Origin of the sequence: Pseudomonas sp. 02C 26 (genome assembly GCF_002843585.1) — a bacterium.
GTDB classification, from domain to species: Bacteria; Pseudomonadota; Gammaproteobacteria; order Pseudomonadales; family Pseudomonadaceae; genus Aquipseudomonas; species Aquipseudomonas shirazensis.
This window is the reverse complement of sequence record NZ_CP025262.1, coordinates 513,232-537,062: the sequence shown is the minus strand read 5'-3', so window position 1 is coordinate 537,062 and position 23,831 is coordinate 513,232. Positions and strand designations below refer to the sequence as shown.

Below are 23,831 nucleotides of genomic sequence, written 5' to 3'. Positions count from 1 at the left end.
TGCATCCTTGCTGGGTCAGGGGGTGTCTGCTGGCGCTTGGTTGTGGGCGCCACGAATAATCTGCATGCCGGCCACAGCGCCGCTGGGCGCGGCCTTGGCTGGCGGCACCTGCGACAACTGACTGAACCGGAACAGCTCGCGGTTGGCGCTTTGCAACTGCGACTCGGCCTGGCGCTCGGCCCAGTAGCCGGCCAGCAGCTGCTCATCGGCGCTGCGCACTGCCAGGCGCAAGGTGCCGGCCTGGGCGGCGAGCATCAGCCGACTGGCCAGCGCCTCGGGCACGGCCAGGGCCACGGTGCGCGTGCCACCCGTGCCCAGCGCATCGCGCCGCGCCTGCTGCTCATCGGCGCTTTGCGCAGGTCGGCCGTCATTGGCCAGGCCGGTCTGGTCACCGACGCTGAGCACCCGCAGCGCGGGCAGCACGACTTGCGCCGACGCCTGTGGGTTGTTGTTTTCTTCGCGCAGAAACAGCAGCACATCGACGTAATCCCCCGGGCGCAACTGCCCTGCCGCACCGATCACATCGTCTACCGCCAGGGCGACGGCGCGCTCATGTCGACGGATCATCCGCGCCAGCGGGCCACCACTCTGAAAGCTTTGTTCATCCAGCCACAAACCCTGCGGCAAGGGGCGCGCGCTGCTGCGCCCGAGCACTTGGTCGAGCTGGCTGAAGGCGCCAGCAGGGACTACCTGCAATCGCTCGATCAGCACATCTTCAGCGGTGAGTGGGGTGTTGGCCGGGACCTGCCGAGCCATGATCACGATGGGGAAACGCGTAGGCTCCGGCACGGCTAAGGGCGCCGGCGCCGCAACTGGCGGTGCACTGGTCTCGACCACCGGCGGTGCGGAGACAGGCTCGGCCGGGCGGCTCAGCATCAGCCCCCAATAGCCGGCGAGCAGTGCTGCCAGCAGGAACAGACCGGCGAGGATCATGGTCAAGCGACTGCTCATTAACGCTCTCCTGTCCCTGGAAAACCATGATGGCCAAAAGTAACTATTTCGCTATTGCACGGTAGCGCAGAGCGGCTATTTCGCCATGAATACGGGGGGAGATTTGCAGCCGGCAAATTGACGCTTAACAAAAACAGGGGTTTAGCGCAGCTGTTCAAACCTAATACTTTGTAGTTAACGCCTTCTTACATTTGCAGGTCTGCACAGTTTGACGATGCTCTGATGGCAAAGGGGTATCACTGCACGCCGCCCCGCCACCGGCGCCCACCGCGCAAGGAGATGTGCCATGTTGCTGTTGAAGATCTATACCCGCTGCAAAACCTTTATCGAAAGCAAGGACGGCGCCTCGGGTATCGAGTACGCAGTGATCGCGGCGATGGTGGCCGTAGCGCTGGCGGCGTTCGTCACGCCGATATCGACCCAGGTAACGGCCTTGATGACGACCATCCAGACTGCAATTACCCGTTGAGTGGCCCAACCCTCAATTCTGCTGCGCACTCTCAAGCGACCAGGAGCGTTCCATGCTGACTTCTTCCTTGCGTCAACAGATTCTTCTGGTCGACGATGAGGAAGAGGCCCTGCTGGAGCTGGCCGAGTTACTCGAGAACGAGGGGTTCACCTGCCATACCGCCAACTCGGTCAAGGCCGCGCTGGTGCTGCTCACACAGCACCCGGACATGGCTCTGGTGATCACCGACCTGCGCATGCCCGAGGAGAACGGCATCGCCTTGATCAAACGCCTGCGCGATCACACGGCACGCCAGCACCTGCCGGTGATCGTGATGTCCGGGCATGCCGATATGGACGATGTCAGCGACCTGCTGCGCCTGCATGTGCTGGACCTGTTCCGCAAGCCGATCTATCACGCCCGCCTGCTGGAAACCCTGGATAACCTGTTCCCCAAGCCACGCATGCAGTCGGTCGGCTAGCGCCGCGACCGATATACCTTCGATGACCCGTACGGCACGCTGATCAGCCCTCAGCCACCGGCATCCACCTGAAATTCCACCCGCGCCGTCTCGCCGCTTTCATCGAGCACGCTCAGTTCGACCCGCCCGACCTGCTCAAAGCGCACCAGCAGGCTGTCCTGACCGGACGTTTCGCCCAGCGGCTGGCCGTTGCGGAACCACCAGCGTTGGCCACCACCGCCCAGTGCCGAGACATAGAGTTGCAACGGCTCGCTGCTGGTCCTTGGGCGGCGCAGGTTGTCGCCGTTGCGCACGCCGACGATCGACAGCGGCGGCGCGCTGGCGGGCACCTGCGGCGGGCAGCTCGGGTCAATTGCCGGCAGCCGGGCCGCGCGCCGTTCGACCCGCGCCAGCCAAGGTTCCAGTGGCGCAGGCCAGAGCGCGATCTGTTGCGCCGTGGCACCTGGGCAACTGGCATCTACGCGCAACCCCTGCAGGTTGACCCAGACCGTGTCGCGCAGGCCCAGGCCGAGCGGCTGGTCTGCCGCCTGCAAGGTCGGCGGCGTGGTGCCGTCGAGGGTCCAGGCGAAGCGCTGGCGCCGGCAGTTGGCGTCCTGGCGCGGCATGGGCTGGCCGAGCGGCCAGCAGATCGCGGCCACCCCGACCGACGCCGGCACCTGCTCCACCGGTGGGCGAATACCGCGCTGGCTGTCGCGGTTGCTCAGCAGGTCGTGCACTTGCAGCATCAGCGGCGCCGCCGAGGCCAGGCCGAATTGGCCAGGCACCGGGGTGCCATCCGGGCGGCCGATCCATACCCCGATCAGGTAGCGCGGGCCGACCCCGACCGACCAGGCATCTCGAAAGCCATAGCTGGTGCCGGTCTTCCAGGCCAGTTGCGGGCGCTGCACCAGTTCGGCGTGCGGATCGCGGTCGGGCCGTGCCTGGCCGCTGAGAATCCGCCGGATGATCCACGCCGCACCGGGCGACAACAGCCGCCGTTCGAGCAGCGGATCCTGCGGTTGCAAGCGTACCTGGGCACTCTGCCCGGCCCGGGCCAAGGCTGCATAACCGCCGACCAGATCTTCCAGCCGGCTGCCGGCGCCACCGAGGATAAGCGACAGGTTGGGCTCGGCCAGTGGCGGCAGTATCAACGGCATACCAGCCATGCGCATCTGCGCGGCAAAGCGTTTGGGGCCGTAGGCTTCGAGCAGTTGCACGGCGGGCAGGTTGAGCGACAACGCCAGCGCCGAGCTGGCTGACACCGGGCCGCTGAAACCCATCGAGAAGTTGCCCGGCCTGTAGTCGCCATAGCGCCGCGGCACATCCTGCAGAAGGGATTCGGAATGGATCAGGCCGTCGTCCAGGGCCATGCCATACAGGAACGGTTTCAGGGTCGAGCCGGGCGAGCGCAGGGCGTGCACCATATCGACATGACCAAAGCGGCGGGCATCGCCGATGTCGATCGAGCCGATGTAGGCACGGGTGGCCATGGTTTGTGTCTCGACCACCAGAATCGCCGCCGAGGTGCGCTCCGGCAGGCGTGCGCGCCAGCCCAGCAGCAAGTCTTCGAGCCGGCGCTGCAGCGAGGCATCCAGGGTGGTGCGGATCAGCGGCGGGCTGTTCGCCGTGTTCAGCCTGCGGGCCAGCAGCGGCGCCAGTGCCGGCTCCTGCCGCGGGGCGAGCAGCAACGGCTCTTCTCGGGCTTCGGCGACTTGCTGAGCCGACCATACCTGATACTCGCCGAGGCGCTGCAAGACCTTGTCGCGGGCCTGCTGCGCACGCTGCGGATGACGGTCTGGGCGCAGCCGGCTGGGGGCCTGGGGCAGCACCGCGAGCAAGGCGGCTTCGGCTGGCGTGAGCTGTTTCGGTGACTTGCCGAGATAAGCCCAGCTAGCCGCCGCCACCCCTTGCAGGGTGCCGCCGAAAGGAGCGCGGTTCAGGTAGATCTGCAGGATCTGCTGCTTCGACAGGTGCCATTCCAGCTGCAACGTGCGCCACAGTTGTCGCGACTTGCCAGCCAGGGTCCGCTCATGCGGATCGAGCAGGCGCGCTACCTGCATCGACAGGGTGCTGCCGCCGGACACCACGCGGCCGCCGCTGAGGTTGAGCCAGGCAGCCCGCGCCAGGGCCAGCGGGTTGACCCCGGGATGGCGATAGAACCAGCGGTCTTCGTAGGTCAGCAGCGCTTGCAGGTACAGCGGCGACACTTCATCGGGGCTGACCGGATAACGCCATACGCCATCGGCATCGGCAAAGCGCCACAGCGGCGTACCGTCCTCGGCCAGGACCACCCGGGCAAGGTCGTCGGTCGGCATCGGCAACGGCCAGATGCGATCGGCCAGCCAGAGCAGGCCGACCAGCAGCAGTGCACCGGCAATACTGGTTTGCAATACACGCAGCGCACGATGGCGCGGGCGTATTAAGCTTGGCATGGGGAACCGACCTGGCCAGGTAATGGCCAAAGCCTTGGAATGATCATCAGGACGCGACTATGCATGTAGAAGGTTTTTTTGAATGGCTGGGGCAGGCACTGGGGGCGGTGATCCGCTTCATTGTCGATGGCTTGAGCGGGCTGTTCAATCTGCTGGCCAATGCCGGCGGCAATTTCATCGACGGGCTGGCGCGCACGCTGGGCATGGATACCTCGCTGGTCAGCATCCTCGCCTTGATCGTCGGTTTGCTACTGTTGTACTCGGCAATCCGCGCGTTCATGCGGGCCTCGATCATCGCCGGGATCATCTGGCTGGTGCTCGGCTTGTGGGTCATGAGCTGGATCATTCATTGACTGGAGATTGCCGGGAGGGCTGCGCCCTCCTTTCGCGACACAAGGCCGCTCCTACACAGAGCGCGTGACGCCCGGGCGGCGCGGTCCTTGTAGGAGCGGCCTTGTGTCGCGAAAGGGCTGCAAAGCAGCCCCAGCGATCTCGAGCCAGGCACAAAGCCCGCCTCAGCGGCCCTTGACGGTCATATCCCCCTGACTCTCACCCACCGCCTGCAGATTGGGCCGGTACATCGACTCCACCTGCGGCGGCGGCACCCGGTAGGTACCCGGGGTCACGGCACGTGCCAGATACAACAGATGGGTGGTGCCGTAGCTGTCCAGTTTCAGGGCAGCGACATAGCGGTCATCACGGTACTCCTGATGCACCACGCTGGCGTTCTGCATCGACTCGCGCCATTCCTTCACCGCACTGCTGGCGTTGTCCAGGCTGGCTGCGCTCTGCGCCAGGTTCTGGTTTTCCAGCTCAAGGCCCGCCGGCAGCAGGTCAACCACCAGTGCGTCCGGCACTTGGGTCGAAGCACGCAAGGCCAGGTGCACCAGCACCAGCTCACCGCTACGCAGATTGCGCAGATCCAGCGGCTGACCGTTCATGCCCAGGTACTCGCGGCGGATCTCCATACCGTTACTGCTGGCCGGCGGCGCTTGGCGCGGGTAACCGGACAGGGTCAGTTGCTGATAAAGGGTGTCGCTGCCCTGGTTCTGCAAGGTCAGCGGCGATGCCAGTAACGGCCCTTCGAGCTTCATCCCCGATTCGACGTTGTTGAACTCGCGCACCTCGCCGGCGCTGTCCAGCCGCGCCTGCCACTTGCCTTCAGGTTTACCCAGCAGGCCGCGGCCCGCGAGGAACAGCGCATTGCGCTCCTGGGTCGACAACCAGCGGTTGGCGGCCAGTTCGTCAGACAAGGCAAACAGGCGCTGATCGACCTGATTGGTGGCCAGGTTGTTTTCCTGGAGCAAGGCGAGGATCAACGCCTGGTCACGCACTGCACTGCCGTAGTCGGCCATCCAGCCCTTGCCGCGGCTGATCGCCAGGCCCGCTTGCAGCGCTTGCTGAGCACGTGGCTTGTCGCCCATCTTGTCCAGTGCCACCGCCAACTGCACCAGCGGCAGACCGGAACCGGCATCGCTACGGCGCTCGAACACTGCGCGCAGGGCACCCAGCGGCGCCTGCTGACTGCGCGCCAGTACCAAGGCGGCGTAGGCTTGCACGGCAAAGCGGGTGTGCTCGGCGTTGTCGCTGTAGTTGACCTCGATCATATTGCGCTCCTGCAAGTACCGCAGCAGCCGCTCGTTGGCCTTTTTCAGCGCTTCGGCCGGCACGCCATAGCCCTGCTCGCGAGCACGCAGGAGGAAGTCGGTGACATAGGCGGTCAGCCAGTATTCTTCTTCACTGTCGGAGCTCCACAGGCCAAAGCCACCGTTGTAGCGCTGCATGCCCAACAGATGCTCGATGCCCATCTCGATCTTGCGCTTGCGCACATCGGCAGGCTCGCCCTTGATGCCGAGGCGCTTGAGACTTTCGGCATCGGCATAGAGCGACGGGTACAGGCCGCTGGTGGTCTGTTCCAGGCAACCATAGGGATAGGCCTCGAGCGCACGGATCTGCTCGGCCAGGTTCAGCGGCGGCCGGCTCGACAGGGCCAGGCTGGCCTCAAGACCGGCCGGCTCGAACTCAGCCAGATCGCTCTCCGGCAGGCTCCACGGCTGATCCTTGAGTGCCACGCGGTAGTGTTTGAGCATCGCCGGATAAGCCGGGCGCACGCCCAGTTTCCACTCACGCTCAAAGCTGCTGGCGGCTTCACCCGGCAGTTGCAGGCCGTTGACACGCACGCGCAGGGTGCCCTGGCCGAGACCGCCCAAGGCCTGCACCGGGATCATCAGCGTCTTGCGCTGGCCCTCGGCCAGGGCAACATTCTGCTGACTGCCGGCCGCCAGGCTCAACTGGCCTTCGCCGCTGAGTTCGACCGTCAGCTGCTGAGCGCGCCCGGACAGGTTGGCCAGATCCAGCGCCAGGCTGGTGCGGTCACCACCGGCGAGGAAGCGCGGTGCCGACAGCTCGGCGATCAGCGGCGCGGCGACCACGGTCTTGCCTTCGGCCATGCCGAACTGCTCGTCGTTCCAGGCCTGGGCCATGATCCGCAGTTCACCGTTGAAGTCGGGGATATCGACCGTTGCTTCGCCCTCGCCCTTGTCGTTGAGGGTCACCGGCAGGCTCTGCTGGGCAACGATGGTCACCGTGGTATTGGGCCGCTTGCCGCCCTTGGCCAGCGCGGCGTCACCACCAAAGGCCAGGCTGGCCAGACGGCCCTGCCCGGCTTCGATCAACTGGCCATAGATATCCAGTTGGTCAGCACCATAGGCCTTGCGCCCGAACAGGCTGGCGAAAGGATCAGGGGTCTTGAAGTCGGTGATATTGAGGATGCCGACATCCACTGCGCTGAGCAGCACATGCACCTGTTTAGGCACGCTGCCGTCGGCAGCGGTAGCCTTGAACTTGACCGTCAAAGGCTGCTTGGGACGCATCTTCTCGGGCGTCTGCAGGGTCAGAGCCAGCTTGCGCTCGGTCCGATCCAGTGGCAGATGGAGCACGCCGACCGCGCGTTTTGGCGTGGCGTTGGCCTTGCGCTCACCTGGGCGAATCACCAGCGCACTGATGTACAGGTCATGCCGCGCCCACTTCTTGTCCAACTGCACGTCGAAGGTCTTGCCTTCGGCGGGCACGTCGATTTCCTGCCACCACAGCGGCCCATCGCTGGATTCGATCATCAGGTAGCCGCTGCCGGCTGCAGGCGGCGTGACCGTGACCTTGGCCGTGGCACCGTCGGCATAGGACGGTTTGTCCAGGGCGAGCTTGACCTGATCCGGGCGCACCGCGCCGCCTTCAGCATTGTCCTGAGCGCGGTAACCGGCCCAGAAGCGTGCACTGGACACCAGCCCGGTCTGCGGGTCTTCAACTTCGACCCGGTACGGGCCCCACTCGACCTGGAAGTTCAGTTTGGCGGTGGAGCCGGCTTTGACGCTGACGGTCTCTTCGCTCTGGGTCAGGTACTTCTCGTTGTAGTTGTAGCTCCAGCCGTCGCTCTGCGAGTAGTTCCAGTAGTAGTCGCGGCGCTCGCGGATCAGCCGCACCTTGAGGTCGTCGGCGGCCAGCTTGGCACCGTTGCGGTCGGCTACCAGCACTTCGAATTCGACCGGGCCATCGCCATCGGTTTCTTCACCGTCGAACAAACCGCGCAGGCCAGGCAGGCGCTCGGCCGGCCAGATCGGTTGCTCAAGGCGGCGGGTAATCGGTCGGCCGCCGGACTCCTGCAGGCTGGCCTGCACACTCAACTGCAGCGGCGAACGGGCCTCGCTCCAGCGGCTTTCGATGTCGATGGTGGCCTTGCCGGCCTGGTCGAGGGTGACTTCGTCCAGCTCCAGATCCTGACTCAGCTCGGTTTCGGTTATCGACCCGAACTGGTAGCCGGGCAACGCCGGCACTGCTTCACGCAGCGGCCGCACGTAGGCCTGGCCACTGAGGCGGTTGCCCGCTGCCGGGGCGCCATACAGGTAGCGGCCATTGACTTTGATCTGCGCGGTCTGCTCGGGGCTCAGCGGGGTGGCGCTGCCCTTGAGTTCAAGCGCCAGACGCTCGGGCAGGAAGTCTTCGACGAGGATCTCGAAAACCTGCTTACGGCCACCGCCGAGATCGAGCAGCAACTGCCAGCGACCGGTCGGAGCCTCGCTCGCCAGTTGCAGCTGATATTGATAGAGGCCATTGGCATCGGCCTCCCAGACGAACTTGCGGCTGACCTGCTCATCTGGCCGGCGCACCTCGACGCTGACTGGCTGCGCCTTGACCGGCTTGCCATCCTGATCACGCAACAGGCCATTGAGCAGCACGGTCTCGCCCGGGCGATAGAGGTCACGCGGGCCGAACACGAAGAACTGCAGCGGGTTGGCCTGCGGCCCGGTGATGTCGAACTCGGCCAGGTCGAGGGCGGCGGTATTGAGCCGCAATAGAGTGGTGTGCACGCCCTGGGTGGCGATCAGGGTATCGGCCTTGTCGGTGATCGGCAGCTGGGCATGGCCATCACTGTCGGTCTTGGCCTGAGCCAGCAGCTTGCCCTTGTCGTCGTGCAGTTCAAGGTTGACGCCACTGAGCGCCTTGCCGCCTTCCAGTGCCTGGGCGAACACATCCAGGCGGTCACGGTAACGGTGCGCCGAGACGCCGATATCACTCAGGGTGAACAGGGTTGCTGGCTGGGAATAGTCATAGGTGCCAGATGCACGCATCACCGCCAAGTATACGCCTGGCTCCTGCAGTGGCTTGATCCCGGCAATCGGCAGCAACACAGTCTCGCGGGTGTTGCGGGCAGGGTTGAGGTCGAAGCGCCCGCCGTAGACCAACTCGGCCATGTCCAGGGTTTCTTTGGACTGGTAGTAGTACAGGCTGCTGTTGCGGCCCCAGTTGACCAAAAAGGTCGAGAGCATCTCCGGCTTGATGCGGAAGAACTCGACATCAACCTTGTCGACGTTCAGGGCAATCACCGGCAGGCCTTCGGCCAGGCGCGTCGGCAGCAACGAGCCTCGGCTGGCAAAGCCGATGGTGGCCTGCATGTCGCGGGTTTCCAGGCGGCTGACCGACTCGGCCGCCAGGCTGTTGCCATTCACCGCGAGCAGGCCCTTGTCCAGGGTCAGCACCAGCTTGCGCTGCGGTTCAAGGTGGCGCAGGCGCAATTCCATCTGGTTGTCGGAAAGCTCCCAGGCGCCGTCCACCTTGCCTTTGACGGTGTCGACCAGGTGCACCTTGCTGGCGAAGTCCTGCTTGGCATCGAGCGGCGCCGAGAAACTGATCGACAGCGCGCTGGCGCCGTCGAGCTGGGTTTCCGAGACATCGAGCACGGTCAGCTCGCGGCCTGCGTAGCGCTTGGCGAGCACTGCCGGGTCTTCCCGTTTGGCGGCCTTGGCTTCGGCCGGCGCAGTTGCCGCAGGCTTTTCGACAGCGGCAGTAGTGTCCTTCGACGAGGAATCACAGGCACTGAGCAATGCCAGCGCGCAGGCCAGCAACAATCCTTTGTTGAACATGGAGAGAAGACTCTTGGGCAGCGTGTTCTTGAGGCCTGCAACTATAGCGCAACGGCCAGCGGCTTACCTGCTGTCGCGTGGTAACTGCGAGCTTGTTCGCACGGGCGGCCGGGCAGCTCGCTAGAATAGCCTCGGCGGCGCCCCGCCAATCTCAGCCTTGATCGCAACAGGAGTCCGTATGCCCCCGCTGTCCGCCGACTGGCGCCACCGCCTGACCCACCGCAAGGTCTGGGCGCTGGCCGCACCGATGATCCTCTCGAACATCTCGGTGCCGTTGGTTGCATTGGTCGACAGCACGGTGATTGGCCACCTGCCGCATGCGCATCAGCTCGGCGCGGTGGCCGTGGGCGCGACCTTGTTCACCTTCATGGTGGGTTTGATGGGCTTCCTGCGCATGGGCTCCACGGGTTTCGCCGCCCAGGCCGCCGGGCGCAACGATGGCGCGGCGCTACGCCAAGTGCTGGTGCAGGGATTGCTGCTGGCACTGGGTTTTGCCGCGCTGATCGGGGTGTTGGCACTACCCTTCAGCCAACTGGCGTTGCAGGTAATCAACCCAAGTGCGGCGCTGCATCAGTCCACCGAAGATTTCTTCCACACTCGGTTGCTCGGTTTGCCGGCAGCCTTGGCCAGTTACGCTCTGGTCGGCTGGTTTCTCGGCACGCAGAACGCGCGCGCGCCGTTGGCGATCCTGCTGACCACCAACCTGCTCAACATCGCGCTCAATCTGTGGTTCGTGCTGGGCCTGGACTGGGGCGTGATTGGCTCGGCGCGGGCTTCGGTGATTTCCGAATGGAGCGCCGCCCTGCTCGGCCTGGCCCTGACCCGACCGGCGTTACGCCGCTATCCTGGGCAGCTCGCCTGGGCGGCACTGCGCCGCTGGCAGGCCTGGCGGCCGCTGCTTTCGGTCAACCGCGATATCTTCCTGCGCAGCCTGGCGTTGCAGCTGGTGTTCCTGCTGCTGACGGTGCAAGGCGCACGCCTCGGTGAAGCGACGGTGGCGGCCAATGCCCTGCTGCTCAATGGCCTGTTGCTGACTGCCTATGCCCTCGACGGGCTCGCCCATGCGGTTGAAGCGCTGTGCGGTCACGCCATCGGCGCCCGCGACCGGCAGACCCTGCGCCGCTCGCTGGTAGTCGCCGGCGGCTGGTCGCTGATTGTCAGTATTGGTTTTGCCGGGCTGTTTCTGCTCGGCGGGCATTTGTTCATCAACCTGCAAACCGACATCGCCAGCGTGCGCGAGGCGGCCTATCCGTACCTGCCGTACCTGGCAGTGCTGCCGCTGATTGCCGTGTGGAGCTACTTGCTCGACGGCCTGTTCATCGGCGCGACCCGCGCGCGTGAGATGCGCAATGCGATGCTGCTGAGCTTGCTGCTGGCGGCGCCGTTGGCGTGGATGGCCAGCGGGTATGGCAATCATGGATTGTGGCTGGCGTTTCTTGGGTTCATGGCGTTGCGCGGGGTGACGCTGGGGTGGGTTGGCTGGCGGATGCAGCGAGAGGGGCGGTGGTTGGGGTGATTTAGGGCGATCTTTTCAACGGCCAATTCGAGGATGACCATATCCACTAGGGCAGCTGGGGCCGCTCTGCGGCCCTTCGCGGGTGAACCCGCTCCCACAGGGGTCACATACAGCCCTGTGGGAGCGGGCTTGCCCGCGAAGGGTCGCGCAGCGGCCCCAAAGTCTCAGGTGCAGCAAAGGCTGCTAGCGGCCCCTTTTGTACATTACGACGACAGGTACGAAGACCGGGTCAGGCCCAACCGCAGCGCATCCAGATACTGGGTGCGTTCGCGGGCGGTGATCTTGGCGCTGGCGACCTTGTCGCGGTAGTGAGTCATCAACTCCTCCGGCGACAGGTGCACGTAGCGCAGCATGTCCTCGATGGTGTCGTGGGTCTCGATCCCGGCGTGGTAGGCGCTGCCGTCGGCGTTCTGGTAGATGTTCACCGAGTCGGTGTCACCGAACAGGTTGTGCATGTCACCGAGGATTTCCTGATAGGCACCGACCAGGAAGATCCCCAGCAGGTAGTCTTCACCCTCGTTGATACCATGCACCGGCAGGCTGGTTTCGATGCTCTGCTCGTCGACGTACTGGTTGATCTTGCCGTCCGAGTCGCAGGTCAGGTCCTGCAGCACGGCGCGGCGCAGCGGCTCTTCGTCCAGGCGGTGCAGCGGCAGGATCGGCAGTACCTGGCCAATCGCCCAGGTATCCGGCAGGCTCTGGAACACCGAGAAGTTGCAGATGTACTTGTCGGCAAGCTTGTCGTTGAGTTCGTCGAGCACCTGCCGGTGCGAGCGCTGACGGGCCTTGAGCGAGTTGTGCAAGCGGCGGCACACGGCGAAGTAGCACTGCTCGGCGAGGGCCTTTTCCGACAGGGTGAGTTTACCGTCGGCATACTGCGCCGCGACGTCGCCCATGTAGTGGGTGGCACGCCAGTAGGTCTCGGTGACCATCTCGATATCGGTTGGGCCGAGCAAGTCGACCAGCCATTGCACGGTCTCGGGCAGGGCTTCCTTGTTGTCGATGGTCGGCACTTCGTCGTTGTGCTTCTCGACGTCGGTCACCTGCACCACCAGCATCGCGTGGTGCGCAGTCAGGGCACGGCCGCTTTCGGAGAAGATGTGCGGATGCGGCAGGCCCTGCGCATCGCAGAACTCCTTGAGCATACCCACCACGACGGCGGCGTAGTCGTCGATGTCATAGTTGATCGAGCTGGCATTGCGCGAGTGGGTGCCGTCGTAGTCGACCCCAAGGCCGCCGCCAACGTCTATATGGTCGACCGGCAAGCCCAGTGAACGCAGCTCGCCGTAATAACGGATCGCTTCCTTGAAGCCATGCTGGTAGTCGGCCAGGTTGGCGATCTGCGAACCCATATGAAAGTGCAGCAGGCGGATGCCCTGGTCCAGCCCGGCAGCGCGGAAGCGCTCGACCACCGACAACAGCTGCGCCGCCGACAGACCGAACTTGGACTTCTCACCGCCGGTGTCGGCCCACTTGCTCGACGCCAGCGACGACAGGCGTACGCGCAAGCCGACCTGTGGCTTGACCTTGAGCTCGGCAGCCTCTTCGATCACCAGGGCGACCTCGGATTCTTTTTCGATAACGATGAATACGTTATGACCAAGCTTCTGGCCCATCAGCGCGAGGCGGATGAACTCACGGTCCTTGTAGCCGTTGCAGACGATGGTGCCGCCCTTCGGCGCCAGCGCCAGCACCGCCAGCAGCTCTGGCTTGGAGCCGGCTTCAAGGCCGATCGATACGTTCTGGGTGGCGATGATGTTCTCGACCACCGCTTCCTGCTGGTTGACCTTGATCGGGTACAGCGCGGTGTACTCGCTCTGGTATTCCAGGCGCGCGATGTTGGCGTCGAAAGCGCCGGTCAACTGGCGGACGCGGTCTTGCAGGATGTCCGGGAAACGCACCAGCAGTGGCAGCGAAAGGCCACTCTGGCGCAGCTCGTCAACCTGTTCGAAGAGGTCGATGGGGGCACTGTCGGGGCCGTTGGGGCGCACTTCGACGCGCCCGGCTTCATTGATGGCGAAATAACCAGCGCCCCAATGGCGGATGCCATAAACACTGCGGCTGTCGGCCACGGTCCACTGGCTACCATCGTCTTTGCGTGTGCGTCGTACGGACATTCAAGTCCCCTGTAGATAAGTCGAAGACACTGCCTTGGCGACAAGGCGACGGCAGTGTAAAAGCGAAAAATGACGATTCGTCCATGCCAGGGGTAGACCCTGGTTACGGAATCGAGTTTAGAAAGCTCGGGGGAAAAAATCGCCTGGTGATTCAACCACCGGACTTTTTCGCCTTGAAGCCTTGCTTGGTCAGCTCTGCCAGCAACAGCTCGACGTGGTCGCCCTGGATCTCGATAACGCCGTCTTTCAAGGCGCCACCGGTGCCACAACGCCGCTTGAGGCTGGCAGCCAGCTCTTTCAAGGGTTCGAGCGCCAACGGCACACCGCTGATGGTGGTCACCGTCTTGCCGCCGCGGCCTTTGCTTTCGCGGCGCACACGGGCAATACCGTCACCTTCGGGGATGGCTTGCTGCTTGCAGATACAGGCGTCCGCCGGCTGGCCACAGTCGGGGCAGTGCCGACCGGCATCGGTGGAATAAACGAGACCGCTCAAGGCGGAAAAGGAAGAAGCTTTCTTGGCCACTTTTGTTCCTCTTGCTGAGGACAAAAACTGGTCGATTCCGTTGCCTGGAGCCGACCGCGAAGCCCCACTCTGGCAGGGGCGGCGCTACTGACGCAAAAGCTGCGACAGCCCGAAAAGGGCGCGCAGTGTAACGATAATTGCGCCGCTTGCTAAGTACTGGATTGCGCCATTTTGCGCAGGTTTTACGACCTTACGCAGGCTCCTGGCCGCAGACTAGCTCAAGCCTGCCTGATAGCGCTGCAGCGCAACCAGTGAATCCGGGCAATAAGGCAAGCGCTGACGCTCGTCGTCGACCTGCGCCAGACTGACAAAACGCGCCTCGCTGACCTCCTCCGGCTGCAAGCGTAACGGCCCGTCCCAGACCGCCGAAAACACGCCGCACCAGAGCCGATTGCCCGGCTGGTCAAAATAGAACCGCTCATGAAAGCGCAGTTCGACGCCGGTCACCCCGAGTTCCTCGGCCAGCTCGCGGGCCGCCGATTCGGCATAGCTCTCATCGGTCGCCACCATGCCGCCAGCGGCCACGTCCCAGTACCCCGGGTAGACCGCCTTGCTCAGGGAGCGGCGGTTGATGCAGAGCAAGCCGGCGCTGTTGAACAGCAGAATGAACGTGCAGCGGCCGATCAGCCCTGCCTCACGCAGCTGTGCACGCGGCATGGCGCCGAGCAGTTGATCATGCTCGTCGACCCAGGCGATCAGTTCGAGGTCCGAGGCCGCCCGGTGGGCAGCCTCGGCTGGGGTGATGGTCATGCTCAGCCTTGCGACAGCAGCTGACGCAGGTCGATCACTGCAGCGTTGGCGCGCGAGATGTAGTTGGCCATCACCAGCGAGTGGTTGGCCCACATGCCGAAGCCGCTACCGTTGAGCACCATTGGGCTCCACAGGGCTTCCTGCGAGGCTTCCAGCTCACGAATGATCTGGCGCACGCTAACCGTGGCGTTCTTTTTGGCCAGGACGTCGGCGAAGTCCACTTCAATGGCGCGCAGCAGGTGCGACAGCGCCCAGGCCTGACCGCGTGCTTCATAGAAGACGTTGTCGATCTGCATCCATGGTGTTTCTACCAGCTCTTCGTCAAGCTGCGGCACCTGGCCAGCCACCACGGTTTCAGTCTTCAGGGTGCTGTTCAGCTTGACCCGGCCGACACTGGCCGACAGCCGCTGCGACAGCGAACCCAGACGGGTGGCTACGTCACCCAGCCAGTTGTTCAGGTTATCGGCACGGGTATAGAAGATCGCGCCTTTGTCGCCTGCGGCCAGACGCGCCTGATAACGCTCGAGCGACTTGATGCCTTCAGAGAACTCGGACTCGCTCGATGGCAGGATCCAGCTCTTGTTGTCGAAGTTGAAGCGCGGCTCGGCCTTGGCCAGGTCGGCGTCTTCGGTCGACTGCGACTGCGAACGGGCGAAGTCCTTGCGCAGTGCCCGCGACAAGTCGCGCACCTGCACCAGCACGCCATATTCCCAGCTCGGCATGTTGTCCATCCACAGCCCAGGTGGGAAGCGGTCGTTGGAAATGTAACCGCCCGGCTTGTCGAGCAGGGTGGCGGCAACGGTTTTCAGCGTCTCGACGGTGGTGTAGCCAATGACCATCTTCTGCCCGCTGCGCTCGGCGCTGGCCTGGGCATTCTGCTGCACCGGGAACAGGTCAGGCTCCTGGCTCCAGTACCAGCCAAGGCCGATACAGACCAGCAGGTACAGCCCGATCACAACCCCAAGAGCGCGGCTCCAGAGGCCGCCAAAGTAGCTACGGGCGGCGGCGCGACGGGAGTCGGGCCGCTCACGAGGCTCGGCAGTGGCCTCACGGTTTTTCCAGTCCAGCATGGCATTGTCCTTAATCAGTCACGACGGTTCAGAGCTTGGACCTCAGGCTACGGTCAGGGTGCCACGGCAAGCCCACATCGACCCACTATAAAGCAGACACCGGCTTGCGCATAAGCGACCGGGCGGTCAGCAACTGAATAACAGGACCAGACGCAATGTTGACCTGGCACACGCGCAGCTTGCAGAAGTGGTGCTAGCATACAGCCATCATCGAAGCTGCATTCCCCCATAATAAGTAGTCAGCCATGATCCAGTCACCACAGCCCAGCCACGAGCGCGCCAAGCGCAGCAGCGATCACGTCGATGAGGTGCCGCTGCCGCCGTTGCGCAAACCGGTGTATATCCTGCTGCAGGATCATGACCGCGCCGAACGCCTGGCGCAGCAGCTGGAATTCTTTGGCCTGGGGGTGCACGCACTGGCCACTGCCGAGGCGTTCTGCGCGGCGATGCGCGAGCGCTTGCCGGCGGCGATAGTCATGGACGTCGACTTCAGCGGCCCGGGCTGTGGCCTGCTGCTGGCGGCGCAGGCCCAGCTGGGGCTGGATCAGGCTGTGCCGCTGCTGTTCTTCAGCCTGCACGAAACCGACACGCCGACGCGCTTGGCCGCCGTGCGCGCCGGTGGCCAGGCGTTCATGACCGGTACGTTGGAAGCATCGAGCCTGCTGGAAAAGGTCGAGATGCTGACCAACGCCACTCAGTACGACCCGTTTCGAGTACTGATCATCGACGACTCGCGTACCCAGGCACTGCATACCGAGCGCGTGCTCAACAGCGCCGGGATGATCACCCGCAGCCTGACCGAGCCGATCCGCGCCATGGCCGAGCTGGCTGACTTCCAGCCCGACCTGATCATCCTCGACCTCTATATGCCCGACTGTACCGGGCCGGAGCTGGCCAAGGTGATCCGCCACAATGACCGCTATGTCAGCGTGCCGATCATCTACCTGTCGGCCGAGGACGATCTCAACAAGCAGCTCGATGCCATGAGCGAAGGCGGTGATGATTTTCTGACCAAGCCGGTGCGTTCACGCCAGCTGCTGACCACGGTACGCAACCGCGCCGTGCGCGCGCGTCATCTCAAGGCGAGGATGGTCCGCGACAGCCTGACCGGTCTGTACAACCACACGCATATCCTGCAATTGCTGGAAGACTGCAGCTTCCGCGCCCGCCGCGAACAGCAGCCGCTGAGCTTTGCCATGCTCGACATCGACCACTTCAAGAAGATCAACGACCGCCACGGCCACCCCATGGGCGATCGGGTGATCAAGAGCCTGGCATTGTTCCTCAAGCAACGCCTGCGCAAGACCGATTACATCGGCCGTTACGGCGGTGAGGAATTCGCCATTGTGCTGCCCAATACGCCGCTGAGCGCGGCCTACAAGGTGCTCGACGAGATCCGCCGGCGCTTTGCCGAGATCATCTATCCGGCCCAACCCCATGACCTGCACTGCACCTTCAGCGCCGGCGTGGTGCAGTTGGATCAAGCGCACGATGCCCTGAGCATGGCCAGTGCCGCTGACGAAGCGCTGTACCGGGCCAAGCATGCCGGGCGCAACTGCGTGGTGCGGGTAGACCCCGCGTAAACAGCGCCAGGCCCGATCAAGGCAAAAGGCCACAATTGTCCAGCGCAGCACCCTCCTCCGTCATCACCCCGTCATGCAATCGCAATAACTTCAGGCACCTACCTCTCTCCACGCTGCCGGAAGCCTGCGCCATGCGCCTGAAGTGGTTGACCAATTTCAATACCCTGTTGCTCGTTGCCGTGTGCATTGCCCTGGGCGCAACCCTGTGGTGGTCACAACGAGCGCTGGAGCGCCCCTATCTGCTGATGGAACGCTATCTGGGCTTGTCGCAGCAGTTTCAGAACCATATCGAGCGCGATACCCAGGCCTACCTGGCCAGCGGCGACGCCGTACGCCACGCCGCCGCTGTGCAGGGCAACCAGCAGTTGCAGGCAGCGCTTGCTGACTGGCCCGAAGCTCTGGCCGAGCAACTGCGCCCCAGCCTCGGCGAGTTGCAGGCATTCACCGGCAATCAGCTACTGGCCGCCGGCAAGCTGGCGGGTGATCCGCAAGCCTTGCTGCTGCAGGCCGAACGCGAACTGGGCGGCACTCTCGAACAGCTGGCTGGCTACGCCCAAGGTAGCACCAGCGAGCAGGCCCAGCGCTACCTGGCGCCCTTGCTGGACGCAGCGGTGCATTTGGGCCGTTTATCGCTGGCCCGCGACAAGCTGGTCAGCAGTGGGCGCGCCGAGCTGGCTGAAGAAGTCGAACGCGAATTGCAGCAGGTACGTGTTCAGGCCGAGCAGATTGCAGCATTGCCGCTACTGGGTGTGACCCGCGCGGCCGAGTCCGGCGCTGACGACTTCGCCGCGCTGATGGGCCTGCAAAGCCAGGCTAGCGAGCAGCGCGAAGACGTCGCCGTGGCCCTCAAGCGCGATCTGCAGAGCCTGCTCAGCCGCTATCGCGCCGAACTGCAGCGCACCCGCGAACAGATCGATCAGCGCGCAACCCTGGCCAACAGCACCCGCGAGCGGCTCGAGGCGGTGCAGCAAGCGATTGCCGGGCTGGAGCCGCAGGTACGCGCGCAACACGCCAGCATCGCCGCCGAGGTGCGCATCATTCAGGGCGTGATGATCGTCTTGATTCTGTTCATCGCGCTGCTCATCGACAGCCTCCAGCGGCGCCTGGCGGGAACCCTCGGCAGCCTTGCACCAGCACTGTCACGCTGGGCCGAGGGCGATTTTGCCCAGCCCATCTCCTTGGGCAACACCAACCGCGAACTGCACGACATCGAAGATTCGCTCAACCACCTGCGCCAGTATCTGGTGCAATTGGTGGCGACCTTGCGCGCCAACGCCGAGCAGGTTGCTGGCAGCAGTCATGCCCTGGCCGGCATGAGCAGCGGCCTGCACCAAGGCGCCGAACGCCAGGCCGGTGACACCGCGCAGATCCGCGATGCCCTGGGCGAGCTGGAAGCGACCATTCAGCAAGTGGCAGGCGATGCCAGCGCTGCGGCCCAGGCCAGTCGCGAGGCCGGCAGTGCCGTCGAGCACGGTCAGCGGGTGATCGGCCAGAGCCTGTCCGGTCTGCGTACCTTGGTTGATGAAGTCCAGGGCAACGCGCAGATGATCGAACAACTGGCACAGGAGTCGGCGACCATCGGCGGTGTGCTCACGGTGATTCGCTCGATTGCCGAACAGACCAACCTGCTGGCGCTCAACGCCGCAATCGAAGCGGCTCGCGCCGGCGAGATGGGCCGCGGCTTTGCCGTGGTCGCCGATGAGGTGCGCTCGCTGGCGCAGCGCACAACTGGCGCTACCGGCGAAATCCAGGCACTGATCGACCGCCTGCAACTGGCCGCGCGCGACTCGGTGAATGGCATGCGCACCCAGCTCGAGCATGCCGAGGCCACTGCCAGCCAGGCGCAGACGGCAGATGGCGCTCTGGATGAAATCGTCACGGCAATCCGCACCATCGCCGACACCGCTGGGCGTATCGCCGATGTGACGGCGCAACAAACCGGCGCCGTGAGCGACATCCGCGACCACAGCGAGCGCATTCACCAACTGGGCGAAGACAACCTGCAGCGCATCGGCGAAGGCCGTGAACAAGGCGAGCAATTGCTCAAGCTGGGCGGCGAGCTGAACACTGCAGTGGCTGCATTCCGCGTTTAAACAAGGGCGCCGGGCGGGCGCCCCCAATGCCCGCCAAGTCCGCTATCATGCGCCCACGTTCGACCTCGCGAGTCCGCCATGCGCCGCCTGTTTTTCCTGCTGCTTCTGCTGCTGGCCAGCCCGGCTTTCGCCGCTGGCCTGCTCGACAACCGCCCCAGTGCCACGCTCGGTGCCTCTGCCCTGAGTAACAACAGCGACTTCCTGCCGGTGCATGAAGCGTTCAAGTTGAGCCTGGTCAGCAGTGATGCGCAGAACATCACCCTGCGTTTCGTCGCCAGCGACGGTTACTACCTCTATCGCCACCGCTTCCAGTTCCGCAGCGAGCCTGCCGATGTAGCTCTGGGCACGGCGCAGATTCCGCCCGGTGAGGCCAAGCACGACGAGTTTTTTGGTGATGTCGAGGTGTATCACGGCGTGCTCGATATCGTCGTGCCGCGACCTGCCGCTGACAACCGCGGCTTTACCCTGCTGGTGGGCTACCAGGGCTGCGCCGACAAAGGCCTGTGCTATCCGCCGGAAACCGCAAGGATTGCCATCGATGCGGCTGGTGCAGCCAGCTCGCCAAGCAGCGCGCCCGGCTGGGACTGGCAAGCGTTGCTGCTGTTCTTCCTCGCCGGTGTCGGCCTGACCTTCACCCCCTGCGTACTGCCGATGCTGCCGATCCTGTCGGGTGTGGTCTTGCGCGGTCAGGTCGGCGGCTGGCGTGGTTTCAGCCTGTCGCTGGCCTATGTACTGCCGATGGCGGTGTGCTTCGCCACCCTCGGCGCGCTGATGGGCGTGTTTGGCGCGGGGCTGAACCTGCAGGCGCGGCTGCAATCGGCCTGGGTGCTGGTGCCGTTTGCGCTGTTCTTCGTGCTGTTTGCCCTGGCCATGTTCGGCCTGTTCGAGCTGAAGCTACCGCAAGCCCTGAGCAATCGCCTGGACCGCGTGGCCAATCGCACCCAAGGCGGCTCGCTGCTCGGTGCCGCGGTGCTCGGCGTGCTCTCCAGCCTGCTGGTTTCACCCTGTGTGTCGGCGCCACTGGCCGGCGCCCTGCTGTACATCAGCGCCAGTGGTGACGCTTTGGGCGGCGCGCTGAAACTGTTCGCCCTAGGCCTGGGCATGGGCGCGCCATTGCTGCTGATCGGCACCGGCGGCGCGGCCTGGCTGCCGAAGAGTGGGCCGTGGCTGAACACCGTCAAGAATGCCATCGGCGTGCTGTTGCTGGGTCTGGCTATCGGCCTGCTCAGCCGGGTTTTGCCCGGGCCGCTGACTTTGCTCCTGATCGGCCTGCTCGCGGCGGGCGTAGCGCTGTTCCTCGGCGCCCTTGAGCTGGTGGTGAAAACGCCACGCGAGCGTCTCGCGCAATTGGCCGGCCTGGCCTTGCTGGTGTACGCCCTGGCGTGCTGGTACGGCGCCCTCAGCGGCCAGGGTGACCCACTGCGGCCACTGCCCAGCGCGGCTCCAGCCGCTTCTGCAGGCGCAGTCAGCGCCGACGCATGGCAGACCATCACCACTCCGGCGGCGCTCGACGCAGCCCTGGCGGCGGCCTCGGCCGCCGGCCAACCGGTGCTGCTCGACTGGTACGCCGACTGGTGCATCAGCTGCAAGGTGATAGAACATGAGGTGCTCAGCGCACCGCAGGTGCAGGCGCAGTTGGGCGCCTTCAAGCTGCTGCGTTTCGACATCACCGAGAGCAATGTCGAGCAGCGCAGCCTGCTCGACCGCTATCGCTTGTTCGGCCCGCCGGCACTGCTGTTCTTTGCCGCAAACGGCAGCGAAATGAGCAGCGATCGTGTGGTTGGGGAAATAAACGCCGGCGATTTTGCACAGATCCTCACGCGCGTACGCGGCCAACTCGGGCTATAACTTCCTGCTGACTGCGCTGTTCGCAGCCTGCGGTGACCAAATTTAAACATCTGGTCACATACTTTGCGCGAATCTCGGGCAACGTGCTGGCTATTGCCGGGAACTGGACACACCTACTCGCTTTGCGGCATAGTCGCCGCGCATGTCGTATTGCCCTACAAGACCAAGGAACCCGCAGATGGCTACCCTACTGGTGCTGCACGGCCCCAACCTCAACCTGCTCGGTACCCGCGAGCCGGGTCATTACGGTGCCGCCACCCTCGCCCAGATCAACCAGGATCTGGAGCAGCGTGCCCGTGCCGCAGGCCACCATCTGCAGTACCTGCAGAGCAATGCCGAGTATGAGCTGATCGATCGGATTCACGCCGCGCGCGACGAAGGCGTCGATTTCATCCTGATCAATCCGGCTGCTTTCACCCACACCAGCGTCGCATTACGTGACGCATTGCTGGCGGTGAGCATCCCATTCATCGAAGTGCACCTGTCCAACGTGCACAAGCGTGAACCGTTCCGGCATCACTCCTACTTCTCCGATGTTGCGGTAGGGGTGATCTGCGGTCTCGGCGCCAGCGGTTATCGACTGGCCCTGGAGGCAGCTCTGGAACAGCTGGCTGCAAGCGCACAGCCCTGATGAAACAAGGCCTTGGCCCCTGCGGGCCGAGGTCATAGAGAAACGTTTTCGACACGTTTTCAATTTACGTCCCCGACCAAACCTTGGGAGTTGCTGATTAATGGATATCCGTAAAGTCAAAAAGCTGATCGAACTGCTGGAAGAGTCCGGCATCGACGAACTGGAGATCAAGGAAGGCGAAGAGTCCGTTCGCATCAGCCGTCACAGCAAGACCCCAGCTGCTCAGCAGTACTTCGCGCCACAACCGATGGCCGCCGCTCCAGCAGCTGCGCCTGCTCCGGTTGCCGCTGCCGCCCCTGCTGCCGACGCCGCGCCAGTGCTCAAAGGCACCGTGGTCCGTTCGCCAATGGTCGGTACCTTCTACCGCAAGCCATCGCCGACCTCGCCGAACTTCGCTGAAGTCGGGCAGAGCATCAAGAAAGGCGACACCCTGTGCATCGTCGAAGCGATGAAGATGATGAACCACATCGAAGCCGAAATCGGCGGTGTCATCGACGCCATCCTGGTGGAAGACGGTCAGCCGGTTGAATTCGACCAGCCGCTGTTCACCGTCGTTTGATCCTCGGAGAGCCAACGATGTCTGCGAAGCTGGAAAAAGTCCTGATCGCCAACCGTGGCGAAATCGCCCTGCGTATCCTGCGGGCCTGCAAAGAGCTCGGCATCAAGACCGTCGCTGTGCACTCCACGGCTGACCGTGAGCTGATGCACCTGGGTCTGGCGGACGAATCGGTCTGCATCGGCCCTGCGTCGTCCAAGGATTCCTACCTGCACATCCCGGCGATCATCGCTGCCGCCGAAGTGACTGGCGCTACCGCCATCCACCCAGGCTACGGCTTCCTCGCCGAGAACGCTGACTTCGCCGAGCAGGTCGAGAAGTCCGGCTTTGCCTTCATCGGCCCGAAAGCCGACACCATTCGCCTGATGGGCGACAAGGTTTCGGCCAAGGCAGCCATGATCGAAGCTGGTGTACCGACCGTACCAGGCTCCGACGGCCCACTGCCGGAAGACGAAGAAGAAGCCCTGCGCATCGGCCGTGAAGTCGGCTACCCGGTGATCATCAAAGCCGCTGGCGGCGGCGGTGGTCGCGGCATGCGCGTGGTGCACAATGAAGAAGACCTGATCGCGTCGGCCAAGCTGACCCGTACCGAAGCCGGTGCTGCGTTCGGCAACCCGATGGTCTACCTCGAGAAGTTCCTGACCAACCCACGTCACGTGGAAGTCCAGGTGCTGTCCGACGGCCAGGGCCAGGCAATCCATCTCGGCGACCGTGACTGCTCGCTGCAGCGCCGTCACCAGAAGGTTCTCGAAGAAGCGCCGGCCCCGGGCATCGACGAGCAAGCGCGTCAGGAAGTCTTCGCCCGCTGTGTCAAGGCGTGCATCGACATCGGTTACCGTGGTGCCGGCACGTTCGAGTTCCTCTACGAGAACGGCCGCTTCTACTTCATCGAAATGAACACCCGTGTTCAGGTCGAGCACCCGGTTTCGGAAATGGTCACTGGTATCGACATCGTCAAGGAGATGCTCAGCATCGCCGCTGGCAACAAGCTGTCGTTCACTCAGGATGACGTGGTGATCCGCGGCCACTCGCTGGAATGCCGGATCAACGCTGAAGACCCGCGCAAGTTCATCCCGAGCCCAGGCACCGTCAAGCACTTCCATGCCCCAGGCGGCAATGGCGTGCGGGTCGATTCGCACCTGTACAGCGGCTATTCGGTTCCGCCGAACTATGACTCGCTGATCGGCAAGCTGATCACCTACGGCAAGGATCGCGACGAAGCCATGGCGCGCATGCGCAATGCCCTCGACGAAATCGTGGTCGACGGTATCAAGACCAACATCCCGCTGCACCGCGACCTGGTGCGCGATGAAGGTTTCTGCAAAGGTGGCGTCAACATCCATTACCTCGAGCACAAACTGGCCAACCAGGATTGATCTTGAAGTGATGCGCTGAACAAACCCCGGCCCTGTGCCGGGGTTTTTTATTGCCGCTCG

Annotated in this window: 17 protein-coding genes; 10 read left to right on the top strand and 7 right to left on the bottom strand. The window is 64.0% G+C overall.

What is annotated here, in order from left to right; genetic code table 11:
- Positions 1 to 15: 15 nt before the first annotated feature.
- A complete protein-coding gene (gene cpaB / locus CXQ80_RS02340; RefSeq protein ID WP_101316112.1) occupies positions 16 to 951 on the bottom strand; it encodes a Flp pilus assembly protein CpaB in 936 nt (311 codons plus the stop codon).
- Between the two features lie 286 nt (positions 952 to 1,237).
- Here cpaB and CXQ80_RS02335 point away from each other — a divergent pair, with 286 nt between their 5' ends.
- Positions 1,238 to 1,420 (top strand): Flp family type IVb pilin, encoded by a 183-nt coding sequence (locus CXQ80_RS02335; protein WP_101316110.1) that lies wholly within the window; start codon positions 1,238 to 1,240, stop codon positions 1,418 to 1,420.
- A gap of 52 nt (positions 1,421 to 1,472) precedes the next feature.
- Positions 1,473 to 1,880: a response regulator gene (locus CXQ80_RS02330; protein WP_101316108.1), complete on the top strand. Its 408-nt coding sequence runs from the start codon at positions 1,473 to 1,475 to the stop codon at positions 1,878 to 1,880.
- A 50-nt stretch (positions 1,881 to 1,930) separates the two neighbouring features.
- Here the strand turns inward: CXQ80_RS02330 and pbpC are convergent, their stop codons facing one another.
- Positions 1,931 to 4,291, bottom strand: coding sequence for a peptidoglycan glycosyltransferase PbpC (gene pbpC, locus CXQ80_RS02325; protein WP_101316106.1), 2,361 nt, complete (start codon positions 4,289 to 4,291; stop codon positions 1,931 to 1,933).
- Positions 4,292 to 4,350: 59 nt separating this feature from the next.
- On the opposite strand from pbpC, the gene CXQ80_RS02320 reads away from it, so the two are divergent.
- Positions 4,351 to 4,644 (top strand): hypothetical protein, encoded by a 294-nt coding sequence (locus CXQ80_RS02320; RefSeq protein WP_101316104.1) that lies wholly within the window; start codon positions 4,351 to 4,353, stop codon positions 4,642 to 4,644.
- A gap of 162 nt (positions 4,645 to 4,806) precedes the next feature.
- On the opposite strand, the gene CXQ80_RS02315 is transcribed toward CXQ80_RS02320, so the two are convergent.
- Positions 4,807 to 9,708, bottom strand: coding sequence for an alpha-2-macroglobulin (locus CXQ80_RS02315; RefSeq protein ID WP_101316102.1), 4,902 nt, complete (start codon positions 9,706 to 9,708; stop codon positions 4,807 to 4,809).
- Between the two features lie 178 nt (positions 9,709 to 9,886).
- Here CXQ80_RS02315 and CXQ80_RS02310 point away from each other — a divergent pair, with 178 nt between their 5' ends.
- Entirely contained in the window at positions 9,887 to 11,224 is a 1,338-nt protein-coding gene (locus tag CXQ80_RS02310) for an MATE family efflux transporter (protein WP_101316100.1), read from the top strand.
- Positions 11,225 to 11,427: 203 nt separating this feature from the next.
- Here CXQ80_RS02310 and speA read toward each other — a convergent pair whose 3' ends face one another.
- The 4 genes from speA to CXQ80_RS02290 form a co-directional block, all read right to left on the bottom strand.
- The gene (speA, locus tag CXQ80_RS02305) at positions 11,428 to 13,341 is read right to left on the bottom strand and encodes an arginine decarboxylase (RefSeq protein ID WP_101316098.1); all 1,914 of its coding nucleotides are present in this window, start codon (positions 13,339 to 13,341) and stop codon (positions 11,428 to 11,430) included.
- 151 nt (positions 13,342 to 13,492) lie between these two features.
- The gene (locus CXQ80_RS02300; RefSeq protein WP_101316096.1) at positions 13,493 to 13,864 is read right to left on the bottom strand and encodes a translation initiation factor Sui1; all 372 of its coding nucleotides are present in this window, start codon (positions 13,862 to 13,864) and stop codon (positions 13,493 to 13,495) included.
- A gap of 213 nt (positions 13,865 to 14,077) precedes the next feature.
- Positions 14,078 to 14,614, bottom strand: coding sequence for an NUDIX hydrolase (locus tag CXQ80_RS02295; protein ID WP_101316094.1), 537 nt, complete (start codon positions 14,612 to 14,614; stop codon positions 14,078 to 14,080).
- Between the two features lie 2 nt (positions 14,615 to 14,616).
- On the bottom strand, positions 14,617 to 15,684 hold the full coding sequence (locus CXQ80_RS02290) for a DUF2333 family protein (protein WP_101316092.1): 1,068 nt from the start codon (positions 15,682 to 15,684) through the stop codon (positions 14,617 to 14,619).
- Between the two features lie 245 nt (positions 15,685 to 15,929).
- Between CXQ80_RS02290 and CXQ80_RS02285 the strand changes: the two genes are divergently transcribed.
- The 6 genes from CXQ80_RS02285 (at position 15,930) to accC (ending at position 23,771) form a co-directional block, all read left to right on the top strand.
- The gene (locus CXQ80_RS02285; RefSeq protein ID WP_101316090.1) at positions 15,930 to 17,267 is read left to right on the top strand and encodes a diguanylate cyclase; all 1,338 of its coding nucleotides are present in this window, start codon (positions 15,930 to 15,932) and stop codon (positions 17,265 to 17,267) included.
- A gap of 131 nt (positions 17,268 to 17,398) precedes the next feature.
- Positions 17,399 to 19,360: a methyl-accepting chemotaxis protein gene (locus CXQ80_RS02280; protein WP_101316088.1), complete on the top strand. Its 1,962-nt coding sequence runs from the start codon at positions 17,399 to 17,401 to the stop codon at positions 19,358 to 19,360.
- Positions 19,361 to 19,438: 78 nt separating this feature from the next.
- Positions 19,439 to 21,208, top strand: a complete 1,770-nt coding sequence (locus tag CXQ80_RS02275; protein ID WP_101316086.1) for a protein-disulfide reductase DsbD — start codon at positions 19,439 to 19,441, stop codon at positions 21,206 to 21,208.
- Between the two features lie 178 nt (positions 21,209 to 21,386).
- Positions 21,387 to 21,839: a type II 3-dehydroquinate dehydratase gene (gene aroQ, locus CXQ80_RS02270; RefSeq protein ID WP_101316084.1), complete on the top strand. Its 453-nt coding sequence runs from the start codon at positions 21,387 to 21,389 to the stop codon at positions 21,837 to 21,839.
- Between the two features lie 100 nt (positions 21,840 to 21,939).
- On the top strand, positions 21,940 to 22,398 hold the full coding sequence (accB, locus tag CXQ80_RS02265; protein ID WP_101316082.1) for an acetyl-CoA carboxylase biotin carboxyl carrier protein: 459 nt from the start codon (positions 21,940 to 21,942) through the stop codon (positions 22,396 to 22,398).
- Between the two features lie 17 nt (positions 22,399 to 22,415).
- Complete coding sequence (gene accC, locus CXQ80_RS02260) at positions 22,416 to 23,771, top strand: acetyl-CoA carboxylase biotin carboxylase subunit (RefSeq protein ID WP_101316079.1); 1,356 nt, start codon at positions 22,416 to 22,418, stop codon at positions 23,769 to 23,771.
- Positions 23,772 to 23,831: the final 60 nt, after the last annotated feature.